This window comes from Halobacterium sp. GSL-19, from assembly GCF_016917855.1.
Lineage (GTDB): Archaea > Halobacteriota > Halobacteria > Halobacteriales > Halobacteriaceae > Halobacterium > Halobacterium salinarum.
In genome coordinates this window covers 13,096-33,991 of the sequence record NZ_CP070376.1, presented here as the reverse complement: position 1 = coordinate 33,991, position 20,896 = coordinate 13,096, and the positions used below count along the sequence as shown (strand labels likewise).

General features: G+C 63.2%; 30 protein-coding genes and 2 CRISPR repeat arrays. Of the genes, 27 read left to right on the top strand and 3 right to left on the bottom strand.

Annotation, left to right across the window (positions count from 1 at the left end; translation table 11 throughout):
* Positions 1–15 precede the first annotated feature (15 nt).
* Together cas5b and JT689_RS01585 are read left to right on the top strand one after the other, a co-directional pair.
* Entirely contained in the window at positions 16–864 is an 849-nt protein-coding gene (cas5b, locus tag JT689_RS01590) for a type I-B CRISPR-associated protein Cas5b (RefSeq protein ID WP_205250728.1), read from the top strand.
* A 10-nt stretch (positions 865–874) separates the two neighbouring features.
* Positions 875–3,463, top strand: a complete 2,589-nt coding sequence (locus tag JT689_RS01585; protein WP_205250727.1) for a DEAD/DEAH box helicase — start codon at positions 875–877, stop codon at positions 3,461–3,463.
* 922 nt (positions 3,464–4,385) lie between these two features.
* On the opposite strand, the gene JT689_RS12410 is transcribed toward JT689_RS01585, so the two are convergent.
* Entirely contained in the window at positions 4,386–4,517 is a 132-nt protein-coding gene (locus JT689_RS12410) for a hypothetical protein (RefSeq protein WP_267875135.1), read from the bottom strand.
* 121 nt (positions 4,518–4,638) lie between these two features.
* Positions 4,639–5,066: direct repeats of the CRISPR family, unit length 30 nt; unit sequence GCTTCAACCCCACAAGGGTCCATCTGAAAC.
* Between the two features lie 679 nt (positions 5,067–5,745).
* A CRISPR array of direct repeats spans positions 5,746–7,030; the repeat unit is 30 nt; unit sequence GCTTCAACCCCACAAGGGTCCATCTGAAAC.
* A 163-nt stretch (positions 7,031–7,193) separates the two neighbouring features.
* Complete coding sequence (locus JT689_RS01580) at positions 7,194–7,532, bottom strand: hypothetical protein (RefSeq protein ID WP_205250783.1); 339 nt, start codon at positions 7,530–7,532, stop codon at positions 7,194–7,196.
* Between the two features lie 208 nt (positions 7,533–7,740).
* On the opposite strand from JT689_RS01580, the gene JT689_RS01575 reads away from it, so the two are divergent.
* The 4 genes from JT689_RS01575 to JT689_RS01560 all read left to right on the top strand — a co-directional run bounded on the left by JT689_RS01575 (position 7,741) and on the right by JT689_RS01560 (position 9,726).
* Entirely contained in the window at positions 7,741–8,193 is a 453-nt protein-coding gene (locus JT689_RS01575) for a hypothetical protein (RefSeq protein ID WP_205250782.1), read from the top strand.
* The gene (locus JT689_RS01570; RefSeq protein ID WP_205250781.1) at positions 8,186–8,359 is read left to right on the top strand and encodes a hypothetical protein; all 174 of its coding nucleotides are present in this window, start codon (positions 8,186–8,188) and stop codon (positions 8,357–8,359) included. Before JT689_RS01575 ends, JT689_RS01570 begins: the two co-directional genes overlap by 8 nt.
* Complete coding sequence (locus JT689_RS01565; RefSeq protein WP_205250780.1) at positions 8,346–8,630, top strand: hypothetical protein; 285 nt, start codon at positions 8,346–8,348, stop codon at positions 8,628–8,630. The genes JT689_RS01570 and JT689_RS01565 overlap by 14 nt, the downstream gene beginning before the upstream one ends.
* A 76-nt stretch (positions 8,631–8,706) precedes the next feature.
* A complete protein-coding gene (locus tag JT689_RS01560) occupies positions 8,707–9,726 on the top strand; it encodes a Cdc6/Cdc18 family protein (protein ID WP_205250779.1) in 1,020 nt (339 codons plus the stop codon).
* Between the two features lie 91 nt (positions 9,727–9,817).
* Here the strand turns inward: JT689_RS01560 and JT689_RS01555 are convergent, their stop codons facing one another.
* Entirely contained in the window at positions 9,818–10,003 is a 186-nt protein-coding gene (locus JT689_RS01555; RefSeq protein WP_205250778.1) for a hypothetical protein, read from the bottom strand.
* Positions 10,004–10,132: 129 nt separating this feature from the next.
* Here JT689_RS01555 and JT689_RS01550 point away from each other — a divergent pair, with 129 nt between their 5' ends.
* From JT689_RS01550 to JT689_RS01450, 21 genes are all read left to right on the top strand, one after another.
* On the top strand, positions 10,133–10,330 hold the full coding sequence (locus tag JT689_RS01550; RefSeq protein WP_205250777.1) for a hypothetical protein: 198 nt from the start codon (positions 10,133–10,135) through the stop codon (positions 10,328–10,330).
* A 118-nt stretch (positions 10,331–10,448) separates the two neighbouring features.
* Positions 10,449–10,823, top strand: coding sequence for a hypothetical protein (locus JT689_RS01545; protein WP_205250776.1), 375 nt, complete (start codon positions 10,449–10,451; stop codon positions 10,821–10,823).
* On the top strand, positions 10,823–11,149 hold the full coding sequence (locus tag JT689_RS01540) for a hypothetical protein (protein WP_205250775.1): 327 nt from the start codon (positions 10,823–10,825) through the stop codon (positions 11,147–11,149). The genes JT689_RS01545 and JT689_RS01540 overlap by 1 nt, the downstream gene beginning before the upstream one ends.
* Positions 11,149–11,610 carry a hypothetical protein gene (locus JT689_RS01535; RefSeq protein ID WP_205250774.1) on the top strand — a complete coding sequence of 154 codons (462 nt, stop codon included), beginning with the start codon at positions 11,149–11,151 and terminating at the stop codon, positions 11,608–11,610. The genes JT689_RS01540 and JT689_RS01535 overlap by 1 nt, the downstream gene beginning before the upstream one ends.
* A complete protein-coding gene (locus tag JT689_RS01530; RefSeq protein ID WP_205250773.1) occupies positions 11,603–11,869 on the top strand; it encodes a hypothetical protein in 267 nt (88 codons plus the stop codon). The genes JT689_RS01535 and JT689_RS01530 overlap by 8 nt, the downstream gene beginning before the upstream one ends.
* Entirely contained in the window at positions 11,869–12,270 is a 402-nt protein-coding gene (locus tag JT689_RS01525) for a hypothetical protein (RefSeq protein ID WP_205250772.1), read from the top strand. Before JT689_RS01530 ends, JT689_RS01525 begins: the two co-directional genes overlap by 1 nt.
* Positions 12,271–12,318: 48 nt before the next feature.
* Positions 12,319–12,885: a hypothetical protein gene (locus tag JT689_RS01520; protein ID WP_205250771.1), complete on the top strand. Its 567-nt coding sequence runs from the start codon at positions 12,319–12,321 to the stop codon at positions 12,883–12,885.
* Positions 12,886–13,254: 369 nt separating this feature from the next.
* Positions 13,255–15,804: a hypothetical protein gene (locus JT689_RS01515; RefSeq protein WP_205250770.1), complete on the top strand. Its 2,550-nt coding sequence runs from the start codon at positions 13,255–13,257 to the stop codon at positions 15,802–15,804.
* Positions 15,801–16,004: a hypothetical protein gene (locus tag JT689_RS01510; RefSeq protein WP_205250769.1), complete on the top strand. Its 204-nt coding sequence runs from the start codon at positions 15,801–15,803 to the stop codon at positions 16,002–16,004. Before JT689_RS01515 ends, JT689_RS01510 begins: the two co-directional genes overlap by 4 nt.
* A 109-nt stretch (positions 16,005–16,113) precedes the next feature.
* A complete protein-coding gene (locus JT689_RS01505; protein WP_205250768.1) occupies positions 16,114–16,347 on the top strand; it encodes a hypothetical protein in 234 nt (77 codons plus the stop codon).
* Positions 16,344–16,607, top strand: coding sequence for a hypothetical protein (locus JT689_RS01500; protein ID WP_205250767.1), 264 nt, complete (start codon positions 16,344–16,346; stop codon positions 16,605–16,607). Before JT689_RS01505 ends, JT689_RS01500 begins: the two co-directional genes overlap by 4 nt.
* Entirely contained in the window at positions 16,604–17,338 is a 735-nt protein-coding gene (locus JT689_RS01495) for a DNA cytosine methyltransferase (RefSeq protein ID WP_205250766.1), read from the top strand. The genes JT689_RS01500 and JT689_RS01495 overlap by 4 nt, the downstream gene beginning before the upstream one ends.
* Positions 17,339–17,398: 60 nt before the next feature.
* Entirely contained in the window at positions 17,399–17,632 is a 234-nt protein-coding gene (locus JT689_RS01490) for a hypothetical protein (RefSeq protein ID WP_205250765.1), read from the top strand.
* Positions 17,629–17,844 carry a hypothetical protein gene (locus JT689_RS01485; RefSeq protein ID WP_205250764.1) on the top strand — a complete coding sequence of 72 codons (216 nt, stop codon included), beginning with the start codon at positions 17,629–17,631 and terminating at the stop codon, positions 17,842–17,844. The genes JT689_RS01490 and JT689_RS01485 overlap by 4 nt, the downstream gene beginning before the upstream one ends.
* Before the next feature lie 28 nt (positions 17,845–17,872).
* Positions 17,873–18,280: a hypothetical protein gene (locus tag JT689_RS01480; RefSeq protein ID WP_205250763.1), complete on the top strand. Its 408-nt coding sequence runs from the start codon at positions 17,873–17,875 to the stop codon at positions 18,278–18,280.
* 280 nt (positions 18,281–18,560) lie between these two features.
* Positions 18,561–18,812 (top strand): hypothetical protein, encoded by a 252-nt coding sequence (locus JT689_RS01475; protein ID WP_205250762.1) that lies wholly within the window; start codon positions 18,561–18,563, stop codon positions 18,810–18,812.
* Between the two features lie 115 nt (positions 18,813–18,927).
* Positions 18,928–19,638 (top strand): hypothetical protein, encoded by a 711-nt coding sequence (locus JT689_RS01470; protein WP_205250761.1) that lies wholly within the window; start codon positions 18,928–18,930, stop codon positions 19,636–19,638.
* On the top strand, positions 19,631–19,813 hold the full coding sequence (locus tag JT689_RS01465) for a hypothetical protein (protein ID WP_205250760.1): 183 nt from the start codon (positions 19,631–19,633) through the stop codon (positions 19,811–19,813). The genes JT689_RS01470 and JT689_RS01465 overlap by 8 nt, the downstream gene beginning before the upstream one ends.
* 337 nt (positions 19,814–20,150) lie before the next feature.
* On the top strand, positions 20,151–20,330 hold the full coding sequence (locus tag JT689_RS01460; protein WP_205250759.1) for a hypothetical protein: 180 nt from the start codon (positions 20,151–20,153) through the stop codon (positions 20,328–20,330).
* Positions 20,331–20,451: 121 nt separating this feature from the next.
* On the top strand, positions 20,452–20,604 hold the full coding sequence (locus JT689_RS01455) for a hypothetical protein (protein WP_205250758.1): 153 nt from the start codon (positions 20,452–20,454) through the stop codon (positions 20,602–20,604).
* A 3-nt stretch (positions 20,605–20,607) separates the two neighbouring features.
* Positions 20,608–20,886 carry a hypothetical protein gene (locus JT689_RS01450; RefSeq protein ID WP_205250757.1) on the top strand — a complete coding sequence of 93 codons (279 nt, stop codon included), beginning with the start codon at positions 20,608–20,610 and terminating at the stop codon, positions 20,884–20,886.
* The last annotated feature ends 10 nt before the right edge of the window (positions 20,887–20,896 follow it).

The following is a 20,896-nucleotide window of genomic DNA, read 5'->3' as shown; positions in this document are numbered from 1 at the left end:
CCCGCCTCTCCACATATGACGCAACAAGACCTCACCGACTACGCGTCCGACGGCGACAACACACCATCAGCAGACAACGAAGATGAGCCATCGGATTCGCGGTTCATCCCCAACACTTGCATCGGGTTCGACGTGACCGCCGACTTCGCCCACTTCCGGAAAGTAGGCAACAACAGTGCCAAGCCCAGTTACCGCGTCCCGCCGCGGACGACCGTCGCCGGCCTTCTCGCCGGGATAATGGGAATGCCGCGGGACAGCTACTACGACCTCTTCTCCCCGTCGTCGTCCGCCATCGCGGTCGTCCCGAAGGAGTTATCGCACACATACACGATGGGGATTACGACAGTCAACACCGATGCAGACGTCACCATCAAATATCTCCCCCACGAGAAGAGCTACCACCACGGGGCGGAGATGCTGACGCCCGAGTCTTATGTGAAGTACGACCGTCAGCGCGACACCTACGAGATGCTCGTCGACCCGGTGTACCGCGTCTACGTCGCACTCAACGACGAGGACGTTCACGACGAACTGCGGGAACGGCTCGAAAACTCGCGGTACCACTACTCGCCGGCACTCGGCCTCTCCGAGTGCATCGCCGACATCCGAAACGTGGACACCCACGCGGTCAAGCCTGGCGACACGGACGCCGTCGACTCCGCTGCGTACGACGACTCTGCGGTCGTCCCTAGACCTGGCATCACTGTTAACCGCGAGCGAGCACCGCTCTACATGGAGGCGACCGACGGCGGTCGGCGGACGACCGCGTTCGGCAACATCACGTACGCCACTGGCGACGACCGGCTCCCGGTTGACGCCTCGCGAACACACGCGGTCGGCGACCACGAAGTCGTCCTCTACTGACACGCGAATGATGACCTTCGAGCAGTACATCTCGCACCCGGCCAAGACCGACGGCGGCGAGCCGACGCTCCTCATCGGTGAAGGTGGTCAGTTCGACGACGAGGGACACCTCCAGACGGTGGCCGACCGAATGATGGAGGCCTGCCGCGGGCAGATATTGGCCGACGGGACACCGGCAGAGTCGGTCGCGGAAACGATCGGCCTCACTCACGACTTCGCCAAGCTGACCAGTTGGGCCCAGAAGCACCTCCGCGGCGATCCCTTCCAGCACTCGGACGAGTACCGGTACCACGCCTTTCCGAGCGCCCTCGTCACCCTCTACTGTCTGCTGGAATGCCGCGGCGAGATCGGCGATCACGCCGCCGAGGTAGCCACGCTCGTGGTCGCTGGCCACCACGACACGCAGTCCCCACCGGAGCCCTCCAAACTGGCGGAGAACTACGGTCGAACCACCGGCAAAGTCCGAGAGAAGTACGAGCGCGTCGGCGAGCAATTCAACGACATCGGCGACGAGGTGCCGGAGCGGGCCGACCGCATCATCCGCGCCGCAACCGGCGGAGAGGGATCGTGGGAGGACTTCCTCGAATGGCACGACGACCGCACGGAACCAATCGGCGGCACCCACGACCATCTGATGTACTTCGCCCGAATTGCTGATGGAAACGCGGTGGATGGCTACTACGGGGACGTGGTTCGACTCTGGACGGCACTCAAGCTGGCCGACCAGACCGCGGCGAGCGGTCTCGAAGACGACGACATCGGCGGGACACTCCCCGACAAAGAAGCTCTCGACCAGCACGTCGACGATCTCGACGACGGAGAGGGCGTACTGGCGGATCTCAACGATCTCCGCGACCAGGCCCGGAAAGACGCGACAGAGAACGTCGAAGGACTCGTCGAGTCCGACGATGTGGGCCTGATCACGCTTCCGACCGGATTCGGAAAGACGTACGCCGGGCTCTCCGCGGGCCTCCGGGCGGCCGACATCAATGACAGCAGACTGGTATACGTCCTCCCGTACACGAGCATCCTCGACCAGACCGCGAGCGAGATCCAGGCCGTCTTCGGCGTCAGTCCCTACAGCAAGACGTTCACCCTCCACCACCACCTCTCGAACACCTACACCGGACTCGGTGACCATTACACCGACACCGACATCGGCCGCTCACCGGGCGCTCTCCACGCTGAGTCGTGGCTAAGCGGGCTCACTCTAACGACCACTGTCCAGCTCTTCGAGTCGCTCGCCGCCCCGACGGCGCGACAGGCGACCCGTGTGCCGTCTCTCCGCGAGTCCGTCGTCGTGATCGACGAGCCGCAGGCCATTCCCGAAGACTGGTGGCAGATCGTCCCCGCGCTCGTCGAGTTGCTCGTCGGCACCTACGACGCCACCGTGATCCTGATGACGGCGACACAGCCCGGCCTCGTCAAGTACGGCTCGGACGAATTGACCACGCGAGCGCTCACCGACGACACTGACCAGTACACGGACTTCCTCGCCGATCACCCTAGAGTCACCTACCGACTGCACGACACTGTCCGGACGGATCGGGGTGATGAGTACGCGACGCTCGACTATCCCACCGCTGGCGGTCGAATGTCCGAAGCGGCAGGGGACGGCCGGGACGTCCTCGCCGTCTGCAACACGCGAGCGAGTGCTGAAGAACTCTACCAGTACGTCACGCCAGTGGGGGGCGTGGAGGAGAACGAGCCGGTCGAACTCGGTCGTCTTCTCCACGACTACGTGGCCGAGACCGGGGAGTTGCCGAGCCCCATCGAATTCCGGCGACTCGCGCTCGACGCCGTGGCCGAGCGGGAGGCCGACACCGTCTACGCGTTCCTCTCGGGTGACGTGCGCCCCGACGACCGTCAACTGCTCATCGACGCCCTCTACGACGACAAGGCGGGCGACGAGGACGACCCCGGCCCGCTGCTTGATGGCGGCGAGTCGGTCGTCCTCGTCTCCACGAGCGTCGTCGAAGCCGGCGTCGACGTGAGTTTCGACATCGTGTTCCGCGACTACGCGCCCATCCCGAACATCGTCCAGTCTGGCGGCCGGTGCAATCGCTCGTTCGGTGGTGAGACGGGCGAGGTGGTCGTCTGGCGGCTCGCCGAACCTGACGACGGGAGCGCCATTCCGTCGCTGGTGATCCACGGCGGTGACGGCGGCGACGCCCTGCCCCTTCTCCGCGAGACCGGCCACGTCTTGCGGCGACACGCGGAGGACGGCACCATCGACGAGTCGACGATGGTCTCCGACATCGTGAGCGAGTTCTACGAGTCGCTGTTCGACGGGGAGTTGGAGCCCGGCGACGAGCGGCTGGCAGATGCCGTCGCCTCGGCGTCGATGTCGGAACTGGAGGGCGAGCACATGATCGATGAGATTGAGGACTACGAGGACGTGGTCGCCTGCCTCGCCGACGAGGAGCGAGCCGACCTGCTTGGTGGAGATCTGGATGCGGGCGACATCGGGAAGCATCCGGGGGCGCAGGTCAACACCGACCCGGACGGGTGGACAGACGAAGTCACGGTCGGAAACTCGCGGTACTTGCTAGTGGACACCCGGAATGCTTCCTACCACCCCGTGTTCGGAGTTCGATGAGCGGGTTGTTTCAGGTCGTCTCCAGTAGGGCGTGTGATCGCTCGCGTCGATCCAGTCGTTGTGCCTGCTGTCCGTGATCTCTGTCTCCTGCTTGATTCGGTGTCCGGGTACGAACGCGTAGTCGATGTGGGGGGTGATGTTCCGTCTTGTGCATGTGGGACGTCGCTGGCGACGGTGGTGTCCTTGTCGACCAAGTTGGGGTGTGTTTCGAGGGAGGGTGGAGTTGTCGGATGTAGCGTTGGCGCGGGTGCTTCAACCCCACAAGGGTCCATCTGAAACTCGTACTCGGGCACTCCCTCGCAGGATGGGTCGGATGCTTCAACCCCACAAAGGTCCATCTGAAACTAATGATCCTCGGCCCCTTCGAGGACACCGTCTCCACTTCAACCCCACAAGGGTCCATCTGAAACTGCCCGCGACGTACTCTCCTCCTACCTTGAGTACGTGCTTCAACCCCACAAGGGTCCATCTGAAACCGTGTGGTTGGTTCGCTTTGCAGGGTGAGTTCCATGCTTCAACACCACAAGGGTCCATCTGAAACCGTGTGGTTGGTTCGCTTTGCAGGGTGAGTTCCATGCTTCAACACCACAAGGGTCCATCTGAAACACGCAGCAGTTCGGCCTGGGGGAGGCTCTTTCGTGGCTTCAACCCCACAAGGGTGCATCTGAAACCATGACCAATTCAGCCACGTGAACACTCCTACACCCGATCCCTACTTCATTGTTTCCGTCGACCTCCAATACCCCCCAAGCCCCCCGGGGGTCGATGGTAAACTCCACCCCACGGAGAACTCACAATCTTCCCCCTCGGCTAGTAGTTGTGCGCCCGTCCAGCCGCCTCACTCAGCCAGGAGGCTGGTGGTACAGTCTACCCAGAGGGGATCCGAGCCAGTACCCACCAGCTGGTCCCAGAGGATAGGGGATTAGTATGCGACCGATCGGAGCCAGTCGAAGAAGTCCAGGATCTTTTTGCCGGCTGTATAGTACAGCACGAGGACAAGGAGGGACGCAATTACCGCTGTCCCGTACCACACGGCTTGAGTTGGATCGATCATATTTTGACGTATCGAATCCCAATTATAAACCCGTTCCTCAGAATCCAACCTTGACAGGATCTACCATCTACTATGTCAAGAACCTCGGCTGTGAGGTGGGACGTCGGCTACTGCGCTCGCCGATTCAACCCCATGAGGGTCCGTCTGAAACTTGAGCCCCAATTTTGTCAGCCATCTTGCCAGGCATCGGCTTCAACCCCACAAGGGTCCATCTGAAACAACAGCGCATTGCGTGGTGGAACACTACGCGGGTTCGCTTCAACCCCACAAGGGTCCATCTGAAACATCACCATTCACGCCCTTATGATGATGGCACTTATCGCTTCAACCCCACAAGGGTCCATCTGAAACAACACCAGCCTGTCCGGCTGGCTACCCTCTCTCTGGCTTCAACCCCACAAGGGTCCATCTGAAACGACGAGTTCGAGGAGCGCGACGAGGACACCCTGCAAGCTTCAACCCCACAAGGGTCCATCTGAAACGTGGGACGACGGTGTCGACGTACGATCTTGCGTCCCTGCTTCAACCCCACAAGGGTCCATCTGAAACCATGGCCGATTCAGCCACGTGAGCACTCCTACACCTGGTCTTCACTTCATTGTTTCCGTCGACCTCCAATACCCCCCAAACCCCCCGGGGGTCGATGGAAAACCCCACTCCACTAGAGAATTCACAATCTTCCCCATCAGCTAACTCGGTCACGGTTAGCTCTCGTATGACAGTGACAACGACCACGTTGCACACTCAGTCAGCTGTCGTCACCGCTTGGCCGGGGTTCCCGCAGCTCTCTCCTGAGCTTCGCGCTCAAGTGTCTTTTCGATGGCGTCAGCAATCCAGGCTTGAGTATCGGTAGATTGTTACTGGTCGCATTGAACACACGTTCCATGCCCTCCGAGAAAGCGGTGCTACTACGTTCAATCCGACGCTGGCTGTTACTGAGTACGTTCCTGCTTGGACTCGGCGTCGTTGGAATCGCAAATATGGGATACTTCGTCACAGATTTCCAAAACCAACAGCTGTGGCGCATTGCACGTGTTCTTAGCTGGTCTGTGACACTTGCCGCTGGAATCCAGTTTATCCGGACGTTTCCCTAACCCGGAGACAGCCGTCGCTTAACAGAGGGAACGCGCCCACACCGACCGGAGGTAGGATCAAGCCCACGCCGCCGGCCCGTTGGTCAGTGAGCCGGTCCCGGTGGCGGAGACCTGAGCTACCCCGTCAAGGATCGACTTCAACCCCACAAGGGTCCATCTGAAACGATGTGGGCGACAGGGCGGCAGTGGTTCCGCCCATCGCTTCAACCCCACAAGGGTCCATCTGAAACTCACCATTCACGCCCTTATGATGATGGCACTTATCGCTTCAACCCCACAAGGGTCCATCTGAAACCGAGGTCGTTGAGGTTCGGGTACAGCCGGCCGTGATGCTTCAACCCCACAAGGGTCCATCTGAAACGCTGCGATCACCGCAGCCATCGCGACCACGATCACGCTTCAACCCCACAAGGGTCCATCTGAAACTACACCTCATCGTAGACCGCTACCTCCCACAGGACGCTTCAACCCCACAAGGGTCCATCTGAAACCGGCTGTGGCAACAAGGTCGAATTTGGTCGCACCTGCGGGCTTCAACCCCACAAGGGTCCATCTGAAACCGACCCCTCACCGTTCAACTGGCGGGTTTCGACGTAGCTTCAACCCCACAAGGGTCCATCTGAAACTCGAGGAGTACGTCTTGAGATGCTGGTAGTCGCTGCTTCAACCCCACAAGGGTCCATCTGAAACCCCGCCCGTGGAGATCGTGGACGTGCATCGATGCGAGCTTCAACCCCACAAGGGTCCATCTGAAACGCCACACTCCGGGCACTTAAACCGGGGCGTCATTGGCGCTTCAACCCCACAAGGGTCCATCTGAAACTCGATACAGCGCCGGAGAAACTCACCGAGTTAGCGCTGCTTCAACCCCACAAGGGTCCATCTGAAACCTCGGCCAGCCCGATCATGATCGGTCGAGCACCCGTTGCTTCAACCCCACAAGGGTCCATCTGAAACAGTTGGCATGGTCAGGGTGGTCATCGCCGAGCCGGTGCTTCAACCCCACAAGGGTCCATCTGAAACTTCGTCGGCCATGTAGCCCTCGGTGAGCTTGTTTGCGCTTCAACCCCACAAGGGTCCATCTGAAACGAAACTCACCGTCACCTGAACTCACGCTCCTGCGGATGCTTCAACCCCACAAGGGTCCATCTGAAACTCGTCGCTTTGACCGATATGGAGTCCCTGTGTTCGCTTCAACCCCACAAGGGTCCATCTGAAACACGTTCACCGGGCCGTCCCCGTCAGCATCGCCGCCAACGCTTCAACCCCACAAGGGTCCATCTGAAACAAAGACGGTCGAGCGAACCCATACCTCATCCGCGAGCTTCAACCCCACAAGGGTCCATCTGAAACCGCGGCGCTGGCCGTCTCGGCGGACGTAGAGGACGTGCTTCAACCCCACAAGGGTCCATCTGAAACCATGACCAATTCAGCCACGTGAACACTCCTACACCCGATCCCTACTTCATTGTTTCCGTCGACCTCCAATACCCCCCAAACCCCCCGGGGGTCGATGGTAAACTCCACTGGAGAACTCACAATCTTCCCCGTCGGCCAGTAGTTGTACGCCCGTCCAGTCGCCTCACTCAGCCAGAAGACGCTCCATGCGGTCGAGGGCGTCCTCGACGCCGTCGCCGTTCACGCTCTCGTAGGCGTCGCGGGCGTCCGTAACCGCGTCCCGCAACTCGTCGACGTCGAGCTGGCTGGACGAGGCGTCGATGCGATGGCGGCCATCGTCGGTGATCTCGTAGAGGCCGCCGCCGAGGTTGTCGACGAGGTCAGCGGCTTTGAGCATTTGGAGCCGGTTCTGGACGTACTGTCGAGAGTATCCGGTCTTGGTGGCGAGGTTCTGAGGGAGGTTTCGGCCGCTGGCGAGGAGGTTGAGGATTTGTTCGTCGGCGTCGTTGAGTTCGTGCGCCATTCTGGGTGGCATATTTTCGCCCCTCTGGCATGACTATTGCGCGTTGACGATATAAACGTTAGGCCTGTATTTGACTAAAATGCTTGACGAAGCAAAGAATTAAGTACTGGCGTGCCGTACCTTTAGGTAGAGCACGGGATCCGGCCACCACAGAACGAAGGTGGTCGCGGGCGGGCCAACGCCCTCGACCGTGCTGGAGAATCCAGCAATGAGTACGAAACAACTCAACGCCAAAGACGGCATCGAAGCACTGCACAACGAAACCGACCCCCGCCCCATCCCCCAGGCGTGGCTCGACAACGCCCCGAGAGCCGACGTGGCCGCCGCCGAGACGGAGTACCACGCCGTCCTCCACACCATCGAGCGCAGCGTCGCCGGCGACACGGACGTCCTCGCCGGCCACAAGCAAGGGCACGCCGAGCAGTGGACAATCCACGTCCTCTACACGCGAGCGGACGGCCAGCGCCGCGTCGAACAAGCCTACGACGCCCGCGTCGTCGAGACCGCCGACGGCCTCCAGATCACGCCCCGTGGCCTGCGCGCCAGCATTGCCGTCGACGGTCGCGACATCACGCCGGTCGCCCGTCCACGCACCACCGACATCGAGCGCGCCCTTCAGGACCTTCACGACATCGATCCCACGGAGGCCAACGATGACTGACAGCGCGATCGTCGAATGCGACACCTGCGGCCGCACCGGCCTCAAGACCCGCATCCAGCCGACCACCTGCCCCCACGACTCCCTCGACAACGACCGGGAAGGAGTGATGTCGGTCACGACTGGCCCAGGCGACATCAACACGGGGATGCGTAATGACAGCCAGTAACCGTTCATCGAACGTTCAGTCGGTTTGGGACCCAGGTACTGAGTTCGAGATCACGCGCTCGCAGAGCCCAATATCTGAGGACGGGTTCAAACTCGGCGAGCCGAAATATTTGGAGTGCGCGCACTGCAGCGCGCGCGTGCTCCTCACTGAGGAGCCGTCCCCAGGCATCGACGAACTCCAGCATGACCCGTTTTGTGGCCAGCGGTTCGCGCGCACGACGTGGTGGCAGGAGCATTTCACCGCTGACAACGCCGGCTCGCCGTCGGCGTAATCACCGCGGCCTGTTTTAGTTTCACTTTCAGCGCGGCCCGCCAGCAATTAAACACCTCCCTGGAGTCGTCACGTGCATGCTCACCGATCCGTCTGTGTTCGATGAGGGATGGGTGCCCGGCGACTTGGACGATACCCGGGACGCAGAAACCACCGCGCTCTCCAGCGCGCTCATGCCACTCGCGAACGGCACCTCCCCGCAACCCGTCCTCATCGCTGGCCCGCCCGGCACTGGCAAGACTGCCACCAGCCGCTTCGTCCTCGACGACCTCCGCACCCACACACCCACCGCGACCGCGTACATCGACACGTGGACACATCACCGACCCTACCAGACGTTCGGCCGCCTCCTCGACGAACTCGGTAGCCCCCGCCTCGTCCAACCCCAGACGCCGCTTACCGTCCTCAGACAAGATGTTCGGGACGCACGCCCGGGCCAGGGCGTCGTAGTTGTGCTCGACGAGGCCGACCAACTCGACACCCTCGACATCGTCGAACACCTCGACGCGATGATGGGCGTCGCGCTCGTCCTCGTCGTCAACGACCGAGCCCGGTACGAAACCCGACTGCGGGACGCCGGCATTGAGCTTGGCGCGACCATCCCCTACGAGCCGTACTCCGTGCAGGAGTTGGTGGGGATTCTGAAGTCGCGGGCCCATGCCGGCCTGGACCCCCGGGTGTGTCGCGACGACCGCCTTTGGGAGTTATCGCGCGAGGCAGGCGGGAACGCGCGGGAGGCGATTCAAGGCCTGCGGGCGGCGGCTGACCACGCGCGCCACGAAGGCCACACGGTGATAACGCCCAGCGATGTATCCGCAGGGCTGTCGGCCGCCCGGGATCGCATCCGCCGAAAGACGCGGAGTCGGTTGCATCGCCACGAACGCGTTGTGCTCGACATCGTGGAGGACTTGGGAGATGCGAGTCGCACAGACATTTACGCGGCGTACCGGGAGCGTGTCGGTGAACAGGAGGCGAATGGAGAGCGGCGGGTTGGTGACTACCTCTCGAAGCTGGAGTCGTATAATCAGATCAAGGCGGTGGGTGAGTCGCGGGCGCGGACGTACCAACCGGTCGAGGTGTGGGACTCGCCATCCTGATTTGCTCGAAATTTCTCCCGTCGGCTAAGTATATGGTGGGTGTTGGTCGTCATGGATGCTCATCAGCGAGGAGGACAAGCAGATGGCGGCGTCAATCAGCTTTCGTCGCCGCCCGGTTCAGATTTCCCGAGGTGTCGTACCCTTCCTCCTCAAGGAACGTGTAGACAAGTTTGCGGAGAAGTTTTGCCATGTCCTCGTCGCGTTCAGCGGCAGCCATCCGGATGGCCTTCTTCTCTTCGGGCGTGACGCTGGTAGAGACCTGCTCGGTCCGTTTCATACAACAGTGTACTACACTGCACCACATATAAATTACCCCACTCAACAAACCCACCACTCAATGAGTGGAGTTTTACACCACTACGGTAGCTTTATAGTACCGCAGTGCAACACATTGACGTGATGCGAAATGTATGATGACCAACTCACGGCCCGGGCCGACAGCAGCCTCGTTAACGACATTGAGGCTGCCGCCGACCGGACTAACCTCAAGAAAAGCGAGGTGATCCGTCGACTCCTTCACCTTGGCATCAACGAGGTCGAGTCCACCGGCGACGTCGCACTCCTCACTGCAGGCCGTGAGAAAACCCCGGTCGACGCGGACTAATGGCCGCCCTTCCACGCCCTCGAACTCGTCACCCTCTCAAAGACGGCGAGTTCGCGGGCGCGGGACGGTGGCCTCGGAATAGCCCAGCTAACTACACCGAACAGAGTCCGAGACCACGATGACAAACTCGCTCACGCAAAATAACGCTGCCGACACGGAAAAGACCAGCCCCACGACCAACCACCCGATCGCCACCCTCACCAGCTTCCAGAAACGCATCCTCGCCGTCCTCGCCCAAGAGGCTCGCTACGGCCTCGCGAGCGGCCACCGCCGGCAGACCCTCGACATCCTCGCAACTGACGGCCCACTCACACCCACGACGATCGGCGACGAAACCGGCCTCGACATCACTCACGTCTCCCGCGTTCTCAGCGACCTGCAGGGCAGTGGCCTCGCCACCATCCTCAACCCGGACGCGCGCAAAGGACGGCTCTACGATGCCACGTCTAAAGGCACCGAGATCGCTGACGTCGCCGCAGAGGTGGACGGCTGATGTCGGCCGAGCAAAATACGCTCCTCGGCGTCGACGCCATCCAGCAACGGATGACGTGCTCGGCGCTGGTTGCACGACAGATCAAGGACGCGTTCGTCACAGTCGAGCAGCTCCTGGACGCGGTCGAATCTGAGAAACCACTCACCGAAGTAGACGGCGTTGGCCCGAAAACAAAGGAGGTCATCGAAGAGTGGTACGAGACATCCGAGGAACGAGAGCAGGACGCCCGCGCCGCCACGTTCACCAGGACGTCAAGCACCTCTGCGACGATCACGTTCCACAACTCGTGGGCGGACGCCCTCGGCATTGAGGAGGTGGATGCCTGATGGCAGACTCGGTCTCTTCGGAGGTCAAGGCGATGATTCGGGAGAGCCCGCCGGCGTGGGTGTTGGCGAGCCGGCTGAAGGACGCCTACCAAATTCCCGACTCAGAGTGCGAGCAAGTGCTGAAGTTCCAGTGGGAGGACGCTGATGGGTCGTCGTGGACGGTCCGCTGCAACGGCAGTGGGAGTCTCAAACTCTGGACTGGCACCCCCATGAGCAACGCGTTCCCCGACCCCAGTGGCGTCGAGGTACCCGCAGGCTGCCACTTCATCACCGTCGACGGTGAGGGCGTCCTGCTCGCGAAGCCTGACGGCCACGAGTTCTACTGCGACCGTGAGGACACTCGGTACTGGGAGGAGGCAGCGATCCGCGCGATGCACGCCCGCTGCCTCGAGAAGGGCGACGACCTCCCAGACATCCAGGGCGTCCTCGGCAACCACGACACAGGTGATCGCGATGAGTAACGCAGCGGGCCGCCCCACCGCGACGACTGGCGACCGGAACACGTACCCCGAACTCCGGGAGGACATCGGCGAAGACCCCGCTCGCTACCTCACAGATCTGAACGGAACGACGTGGGCGCGCATCCGCGGCATCCAAAGCGACCGCGTCATCCAAGCGTGGCTCCAAGTCGAGGAAGACCTCGGCCCCCGAAAACCCGTTATCAAGCGCCTGAACAAGCGCCGCCGCCAGCTCCGAGACGGCGGGGAGGGCGATGCCTGATGGCGGGTCCCGCCGTCAGCGAGACCCAGGCCGAGGACGACGACGGGCTGCCCGCGGACTTCGAGACGTTCCTCGAAGTCTCGGAAACCCGAGAGTGCGACAACTGCAAGAATCTGTTCAAGCCACGGTACATCGAGGACGGACTCTGCATGGGCTGCCGGTACAGCACCGACGACAGCGATAATCTTGTGACCGACGGCGGTCACCGGCACAACACCGATGGTCTCGACGGCCACCTCGTCGTCGAATGCCCGGACGACGAAGCCCATCTCTCCGCCGACGTTGAGACGACGAACTACTCGCAGACGCCGTCCGAGTTGGTCTGGCTCGATGAGTGCCCCGCGTGTGGTGCCGAGTTGGCTTACATCGAAGAGACCCAGCCCACGGAGGTGCTCGAGTGATGGCGGGCGAAGATTCCGGCCGTACAATCTCACAGCGGGGTGAATCCGATGCCAGGTAGCGAGGACCCCGAGTGGCTTACCGCGCTCGCCGAGTCGCTCCGCAAAGGCGACGAGGTCCTCGTGAACAACCGCTCGCGCCCGCTCACGGTCACCGAGCGAACGACCTCGGATGGCACTGGGAGCACGTACCCCCACCATCACGTCTGGATGGAGGGCAACGGGACTGAGTACATCCTCGTTCACCACTCCGTCCGGGAGTATGAGCCGAAACTCTACTCGGCGTCTGAGTGGTCGTGGCGGACCTATGAGGAGGACCACATCGACGACGAACTCTACTTCAAGACGGGAGCAGGCGAGAGTGTCCGCTCTCTCGAAGTAACTGAAGAGCGCGCCATCCTCTCGGACACGACCGCGGAGGAGTTCGTCGAGCCGACAGTCGCCGAGACGACGTGGGCAGGAGCCTACGACCCAGCTCCCGAATCGCCGAGTGGCGACGTGCTCGGCGGGTGCCCCGACTGCGGAGCGGACATCGTGGAGAGTCAAAAGAAAGCGACCTGTACGGGCTGCTCGCTGTGGTGTCCCGTCGACGAATGGAGGGCTTACGATGCCGAGTGATGGATTCGACCGCGGAGTGAAGCACGTGGTCGGCATCGCCGCGCTCCTCAAACACACCAGCGTCTACGGAGGAAATCGCATGACGTACGTCAGACACCCCCCGAGATGGACACAAACCTATTTGAAGGCCGGGAATCAACACTATCTCAGTAACACAGTAGGCACTCCAAGAACACAACGGACTGCAGAAGCCGGGGCGGTGGCACGCCCCGAGGACCCGAACTCATCCATTGCTTCTGCGGCGAGGGACTTAGGCTTTACTACGGCGACCAGCCACAGCCCCATCCCTCGCGACGTCCTCCGGGCGCCGGTCCACCCCACCAGCGAACGCGACATGCCCACTACCACGCCCACGACAGAGGCCAACCCATGACCAGCAGCGGCATCACCCTCACCCGGCAGGCGCCCGCCGCCCCTGCCGTAACGTTCGCACTCGACGAGACCGCGACACCGACCGACATCATCCAGCGCGTCACGAGGAGCAGCCGGCTCCAAGACACTCTCGTCGAGACACTCCACGACGCCGCCGACGGCCACACCCAACTGGAGTTCCGCAGCCACCTCGTCAACGACGTCGGCGTGGACCACTACAACGGGTTCCTCGCCGACGCTGTCATCTCCGCGGTCCGCTCCTACCCGCGAGCAGAGCTCAAACAGGGCGCCGTCCAGAGCCTCCTCCAATCCCTCCACGGCCTCGCCGGCGGCAACCACGACCTCAAAGACGCCCACGTCGTCCCCCGGCTGCTCGCGCTCGACGACGAACGCGGCCCAGTCGTCGCCGTCCACCTCAAGGACGGCTTTCTCGACGACGTCCGCCGCAGCCAGCGCGAACAGGTGTGCGCGTATCTCGCCGAGCTCGCCCGCGGGGCGGACGTCAGAGTCGTCGCTTCGGGCCGGCTCCAGATTAAGCTCTTCCAGGAGCACCGCACGGACCTCCCCGTTAGTCGCAGCGACATCACCTCCCTTGCAGACTCCACCACTACTGGGGAGATCGAGGCGGCCGCCACCAGCCTCGACCCGGACGGCCGCCCCGTCCAACTCCTCCGCCAACTCCACGAGGAACCCGCGGAGACCTTGTCGTACCACGAACTGTACGCGTCCGCGTCGGTCTCAGAGAGCCGCGTCCGCCAAGCCATCGCCGCGCTCGTCGACCACAACCTCGCCGCGACCTACAACGGCGGCGGCGGGAAGCGCGTCGACCTCCTCAACGCGGGAACCCAAGTGTTGGACGTTCTCGACGCCGACGTCGGCCGGCAGGCCAGTCTCGAGGACTGCGTTAGCGATACCCGACAGTCTCCACCACAGGCCGTGTATTCCCGCGCGGCCACGAGCGGGTCCGGGGACGCACGCGGGCCCTACCGCACCACGTACCTCGACGCTGGCCGCCACGCTGCCGCCACCACGGCCGCCCCGGACGGCGGTATCAGTGCCGTGGAGCACCCTGTCGGCGGTGAGGACAGCCACGTCCGTGGGGTGAGCGTCGACACGGACCGCCGGGAGGTGGTTGCGGAGTGGACGGCAACGTCGGGGTTGCAGTATGTGGTGTCTGGTGCGCTGGCGTTAGCGAGCCCCCACGTGGTTCACGAGGTGCTCGGGGATGGCGTCCTCGAGGAGCTGGAGGACCCGGCGGAGATTCTTCGTGGTGCTCGCCAGATCGGCGCGCTCTCCGATGACGCTCTTGAGGACGCCGAAGAGCTCCGGGGGGCGTTTCTCGACTGGGGCGACGAGGTCGCGGAGATGACCTCCCGAGACTACAACGGCGAGTACGAGGACCGCGCCCAGCACCGTAGTCGAGTGATGCGTGCGGCCCACGGGCTCCTCGGGAGTCTCACGCATCTCTTGGACGCGCTTGACTACGAGCTGACTCGTGCTGTCCGCATCCCCCGGACGCTTGACGAGGATCACCGGCGGGAGGTTGCGGACGCCGTCGCGCACTCCGTGCTCGTTGCGTCGGCGTACGGCGTGCACGCCGGCTACCGCCAGCTCTACGAGCCGCGGGAGGAGAAGCGTGACTCCGCGTGGGGAGTCGACGTCGACGCCACCGACCCGTACGGGCGGCTGCTCGGACGGTTCGTGTTCGTCGGCCAGCAATCCCCACGGTTCCTCGACGTTCTTGAGGCGTGTCTCGAGGGCCGCGAGGTCCACGAGGATGCGCCGGAGTTCGTCGTGCCGTTCCCGGTCCGGAGCCAGCCGCACAGTGAGGCGCTCCGCCGCGGCCTGCGGCGCGTTCTCCACCGGAAGGGACTGCGCGTGACCGACGTCAGCGTCCGGCTGCTCGGCGTCTTCACCGGGAGTCTCTACGACGCCGTCGAAGCTGTCCACCGCGGGCTCGCTCCGGAAACCGAGCATTCGGGCCGGAGTGTTCGCGTCGACGAGGTCCGCACCGCACTCACGAGCCTCCCCACTGGACGGCTCGTTCCCGGGGAGGCGCCGACGGTGCAGGCTACACTACAAGCGCTGCTCGCAGCGAGTCGGCCGGTCGCGAAGGCTGAGCTCGCTGACCACGCCGGCGTCTCCACGCGGTCGCTCGGCCGCCACCGTGGCCGGCTCGAAGCCTTGGATGTCCTCGAGGTCTCCGATGCGGGGTGGCGGCTCGGCGTCGCGTTCAACGACCCCGAAGACGACACGCTTCCCGAGTGGGCGAGCGGCGACGTCCACCTCCCCGCGGTCGCCGACGACGTCGCCCGCCGTGTGCTCGACATTGAGGACTACGTTGCCGTCTCGGGGGCGCTCGGGTCGGCCAGCGGGCCACCGGACTACCGGCCACTACTCGATCAGGTGCCGTGGCTCGCGGGCTGGCTTGAAGGTCTCGAGTCGGTCACGGCGCCGGCGAGTGCTCCCGACGAACTCGTCGTCGGGCCGGCGGTCGAGCAGGCGCCACTTGCGGCGGCGCAGACTCAAGGGGGTGGGTCGGCGTGACCGACGACTCGCTGGGTTGCCCGGAGTGTGCGCCGGAGACCGACGGGATGGTGGTGTACAGTCCGCCTCCAGCGTCGGCGCCAGACTCGTTCAACGACCTCGAGCACGGTACGGAGTACTACTTCTGTGACGTCTGCTTCCTGGAGTGGGTTGACGCCGACTGGTACAACGAGGTCGTCGACGGAGGGCGGTCGGCGTGACCCGGAGCGAGTCCTCGAGTGTTCAGGGGCCGGTGGAGTGTCCTTACTGTGGGGACGAGGTCCCGCGGCTGCCAGCGCATCTGCGCCGCTACTGTGAGGTGGTGGGGTCGTGACCGACAGCGCGGTGTCCGAGCGTGAGGTCTCGCGGGACGCCTACGAGGCTGTCCTTCGCGTTGTTGACCTGCAGACGACCGACCGGCAGCCGCCGGGCGCTCGGGTGTCGACGATCGTGCGGTTGCTCTCGTCGCGGTTCTCTCGGGAGCGTGTTGAGCGCGCCCTCGAGACGGCGCGGAGCAACGACGATCTGGAGGCGTGGCCTGACCAGCGGGGTCGGTCGCGATGACCGATGTTGACCGTCGAGACCCCAGCGAAGACCCACGGGCCTGCTCGGTGTGTGGTGTCTACATCGGGTTCGGAGGCGACGAGTACTGCGACGGATGCGCCCGTGAAATTGGCGGGAAGCCGCCTCTGGAGCGGTGTATGGGTTGCGGTCAACGCGCCCCGCAGGAAAAGATGGAGTCCGTCGATATCTCCCCGGAAGACGAGTACTACCCGACGATTCGCTACCTCTGTCGGGGCTGTTCGGGAGGTGCATCGAAATGAGTGGTGGCGGTACTGAGCGGTGGACAGTCCTCGATCTGTTCGCCGGCCTCGGCGGGTTCTCGTCGGCCTTCGAGGACAGTGGGCGCTGGCGCGTGGTCCAGGTCGAGATAGAGGAGCGTTTCGACCCGGACATCCGCGCCGACGTGCTGGAGCTCCGGCCCGACGACCTCCCGGACGCCGACCTGGTGCTCGCGTCGCCGCCGTGTAAGTGCTTCAGTCGGGCGGCCGCGTGGACCGGCCACCTCGACAGCGACAGGGCTCCGCAGACGCCAGAAGCGCGCGAGAGCGTCACTCTCGTCTACCACATGCTCGGACTCATCGAGGCGCTGTCGCCGCGGTACTGGTTCGTCGAGAACCCGATGGGGAGCAAGATAAAGCAGTATCTCGGGGAACCGACCGGCCGAGTCACCTACTGCCAGTACGGGACCACCTACCAGAAGCCGACGTATCTGTGGGGTGAGCACCCGCCGATGACGTACCGCTGGTGCGCCAGCGGCGACCACTGCCACGAACACGGCAGTCTCGAAGACGAGCGCGATGAGCGCCCACTACCGCGCGACCCGGCAGAGCGAGCGAAGGTGCCACGGGAGCTCTCGGAGTCGATCCGCGAAGCTGTTGAGGACGCCTTTGAGAACCCGCCACCCGAGCAGGCGACTTTACTCCAAGCCGATGGCGGCAGCAACGATCACAGTCTACGGACGGAAAATGAACGAGATAATTTCAAACGATGACTTACGTCAAAAATCCAAACTTGGAGGTACTGGACGATGAGTGACAGGATTGGGTCCAGTATGAACATCGACGACGGGGGGTTTAGTCGGCCGCCGGCCGTGCAGGCGCGGGGTGCGATCACCACACATGCTGAGGAATTCAATTTGTCGAAGCGGGAGGTTGTGGAGCGAGTGGTGAGCATCCTCGACGATGTCAACGAGGAGCTCGTGCGCGATGAACTTGATCGCCTGGAGCGGGAGGGCGAGGTGTATCTGGTTGGTGAGGGAGACAGTGCGGAGGTGCACCGAACGTGAGCGACACCGCTGAGGGGTTGCCGCCGGCGGTGATCGATCACGCCGCGGAGCCAACCCAGATTTACTGTCGGGAGTGCGCGTTCGAGGAGTCGGCGTCGATTCCAGATGAGTCCCGCGAGGACTTGTCTGTGAGCCAGATTGGGGATGTCCTCATGTGCGACGGATGTGGCGTGGACATCGCCACCACGATCATCGACGATAGAGATGACTGAGCAATTCACTGGCGGCCGGTGTCTGAGCATGGAGATCGAGAGCGGTGACCGCACGATGACGTGCCCGATCACAGGCCAAGAGTACGTCGTCACCCGCTGGGCGTCGCGGGATGGTCGCACGATCGCCCTGGAGAAAGAGCCCGTTGAGGAGCTGGCGACCGACGGCAGCGGCGACCCGGTCGACGGCATCCTCGCGGAGTTCAACGAGGAGGCCGTGGTGGACGACGGCGTCGCGAGGCGGTTTGTCGCCCGCGAGGAGTTCGACGTCCACGGCGAGCCCCAGGAGCGTACGACCATCCTGCAGTTTCTCGAGGGCGGCGGGATCGCGCTTACTCAGCACTCGGAGCCGGGCGGGCTCTCCAGTAGCCTGACGCTCGGTGCGGATGCCATCGAACGGCTCCTTGACGATTATGCGAGCCTCCACGGAGGTGACTGACAGTGTCGAGTAACACGCCGACGACGCGTGGTGTTCCTGATAGTCTCGAGTTCCAGCCGGGAGCGGGAGGGTTCGGTGTCACGGTCTACGAGTGCGTGGTGTGTGGGGAGCGCATTCGGGGGACGGAGACCGCGAAAACACATGACACCTGCTCTGTTGCTCGGGAGTGTCCGCGGTGTGAGCGCACGAACGCGCGGCCATCGCTGGACAGTACGTACGCTCGGGTGGATGTCTGCCAGTGCTGTGGGCTGGGGTATCCGACGCGGCCGGAGGGATGGCGATGACGCTATCCGAGTCGGCGGTTCGGGACGCGGCCCCCGCAGCAAAGCTCGTGTTCCTGACGTTGCAGGTGGCCGACGAGCCGCTCGCCCAGCACGAGATTGTGTCGCGAACGGCGATGAGTCAGCGGTACACGCGCCGGCGGCTTGATGAGCTGGTGGACATGGGCGTCGTTGAGGTTGCGCCCGACTACCACGGCGATCTCCGGAAGACGAAGTACCGCCCGACACCCGACGAACTACCGGAGCTATAGCTCCTCTGTCTGGAGGTTTAACGGCCCGGCGGTCTACTATTTAGGTACGACACACTCGGCTACCCCCGGGTCAACTCTTCCGGTCCCTGTTCACAGCAGGGGCTGTTCCATAGCCATGTCTACCGCCACCAACCAGCCAGAGCCACAGCCGTCCAACGAACCCGAGTACGACTGCGGGCGTGACGACTGCGATAACAGTCGCAGCCCCTCTACAACCGTCGCCGGATCATTCTGCTCGCAAGCATGCGCGACCCGCCACCACGGCCAGCACCTCCTCAACCTTATCCGGCACGACAACCGGTACTGCTACACGTGCTTCGGACGGCTCAAAGACGTCCAAGAGCCCACCGAGAAGTGGCGAACGCGGAAAACAACCCCGTACGAGATCGCGCTCGACCAGGGCGCGTGCTTCGAGCAGGCATCTGACGGGAGCATCGTTCTCGACGCGAGCTCGTGCGGGTACCGAAAAGCCATCGACCCGAAGTCGGTCATCGGCTACCAGTACGCCACCGACCACGCGACCACAGGCGAAGTCCGGGTGGAACGCACCGAGGGTATGCCCGACGACACCCGGATCGGATTGATCTGCCAGTGCGGGAGCACCGACGCCCGATTCAGCGAAGACGTCATCCGAACCGCCAACCCACGAAGCACAGTCCGGTCACTGTTGACAGCGCTGGAGACGCTTCGCGAGGAAGAGCAACACGACAAGGAGATCGACGGCGAAGTGCTGGTTCGCAAGCTCCGCATCCACTACCGAGAGACGGGTGAGCTCGACTTCCCGCGAGCTGTCGGCGCCGCCATCCAGGAGGCGACCGATGGCTGACCTCGAGGGGAGCGTTGTCGAGTTCGAGTTTGCCGGAGAGGTGCTGGTGGGAGAAGTTGTTGATCGGCATTTTCGGGCGGACATCGCGCGTGGTCCGTATACTCTCTGGACGATCGACACCGACGCGAGCGATGCGACCTACCGCGTTCCCGAGGAGGACATCCAGACATCGTAACTTCGGTTTCCCGATGACCCCAGCAGATGGGACGGCAAGGTCTTGCACAGGCGCAGAACCAGGTTCGGGAACAGCGCCCTCGGTGGCGTTGCCGGCAGTATAACGGCCCAGTCTGTGGGGAGTCGTCCGCGGATAACGCGGAGCCTCCACAGGTGGGACGGTGCAACCCCGGGCCGGCGTTTCATAGCTTCGCCCCCACTCACGGTGGGCACCACTGTCAGGAGTGAGCGAGGCCTTCGCGTATGCAGCTATGGCTACGAACAATCAAGATTCTCTCCGCGACGAACTCGCATCGTACAACCACGACCTCGACGCCAGCCTAAGGAGCCGTGTTGGCATGAGCCTGAAGACCTTCAAGACGATCAAGGCACTCGCACAGCTGGCCGGCGCGATCGCCGGCGGGTACGCGATGAGCCAGGGTGCCCCACCGTTCGCGACGTTCATCCTCATTGCCACGGTCGTCTCCGGGCCGGAAGTCCTCGAGTACTTCATCGAAGCACAAGGCGGGGGCGAATAGGATGGAATCACTGATTCCGGACTCCACAGACGAATCCGCCACGGAGCGAGACGGCCTGCTATCCACACGTAGGGAAGTCCACGCGTCGGTCGTCGGGATCGCTGTGGGCGTGGTCACTTCGATGACGGGGTCTTGGGAGCTCGCCGGCCTCTTCGTATTCGCCTGCCTCGGGTCGAAGCTCGGGTCCCGGCATCTTACGGATATTCGCCGGGAGCCGTGGTACGCACTCGGGTGTTTCCTCGGTGGTGTGCTTGCCACCACGCTTGCCACCTGATCGATGGGTAACCGCGACTCGATTACCGCCGACGCCGGCCCCGTTGAGGCCGCCCGACAGGATAAAGAAGCCCGTGGTGAGACGTGGTCGGAGTGGATCCGGGCCGCCCGCGAGGCCAGAACCGACAGCACGCAGGATGAGTCCACATTGAACTCACTCTCCCAGGACGCCATCGATGACATCGGCGCCGAAGTCGAGCGCCGCGTCGAGCGAGCACTCGAAACCGCCAGCCGGCGGCAACAAACCCAACGTGAACTCATGATCGACATCCCCGCGACATGATCTTCCAACA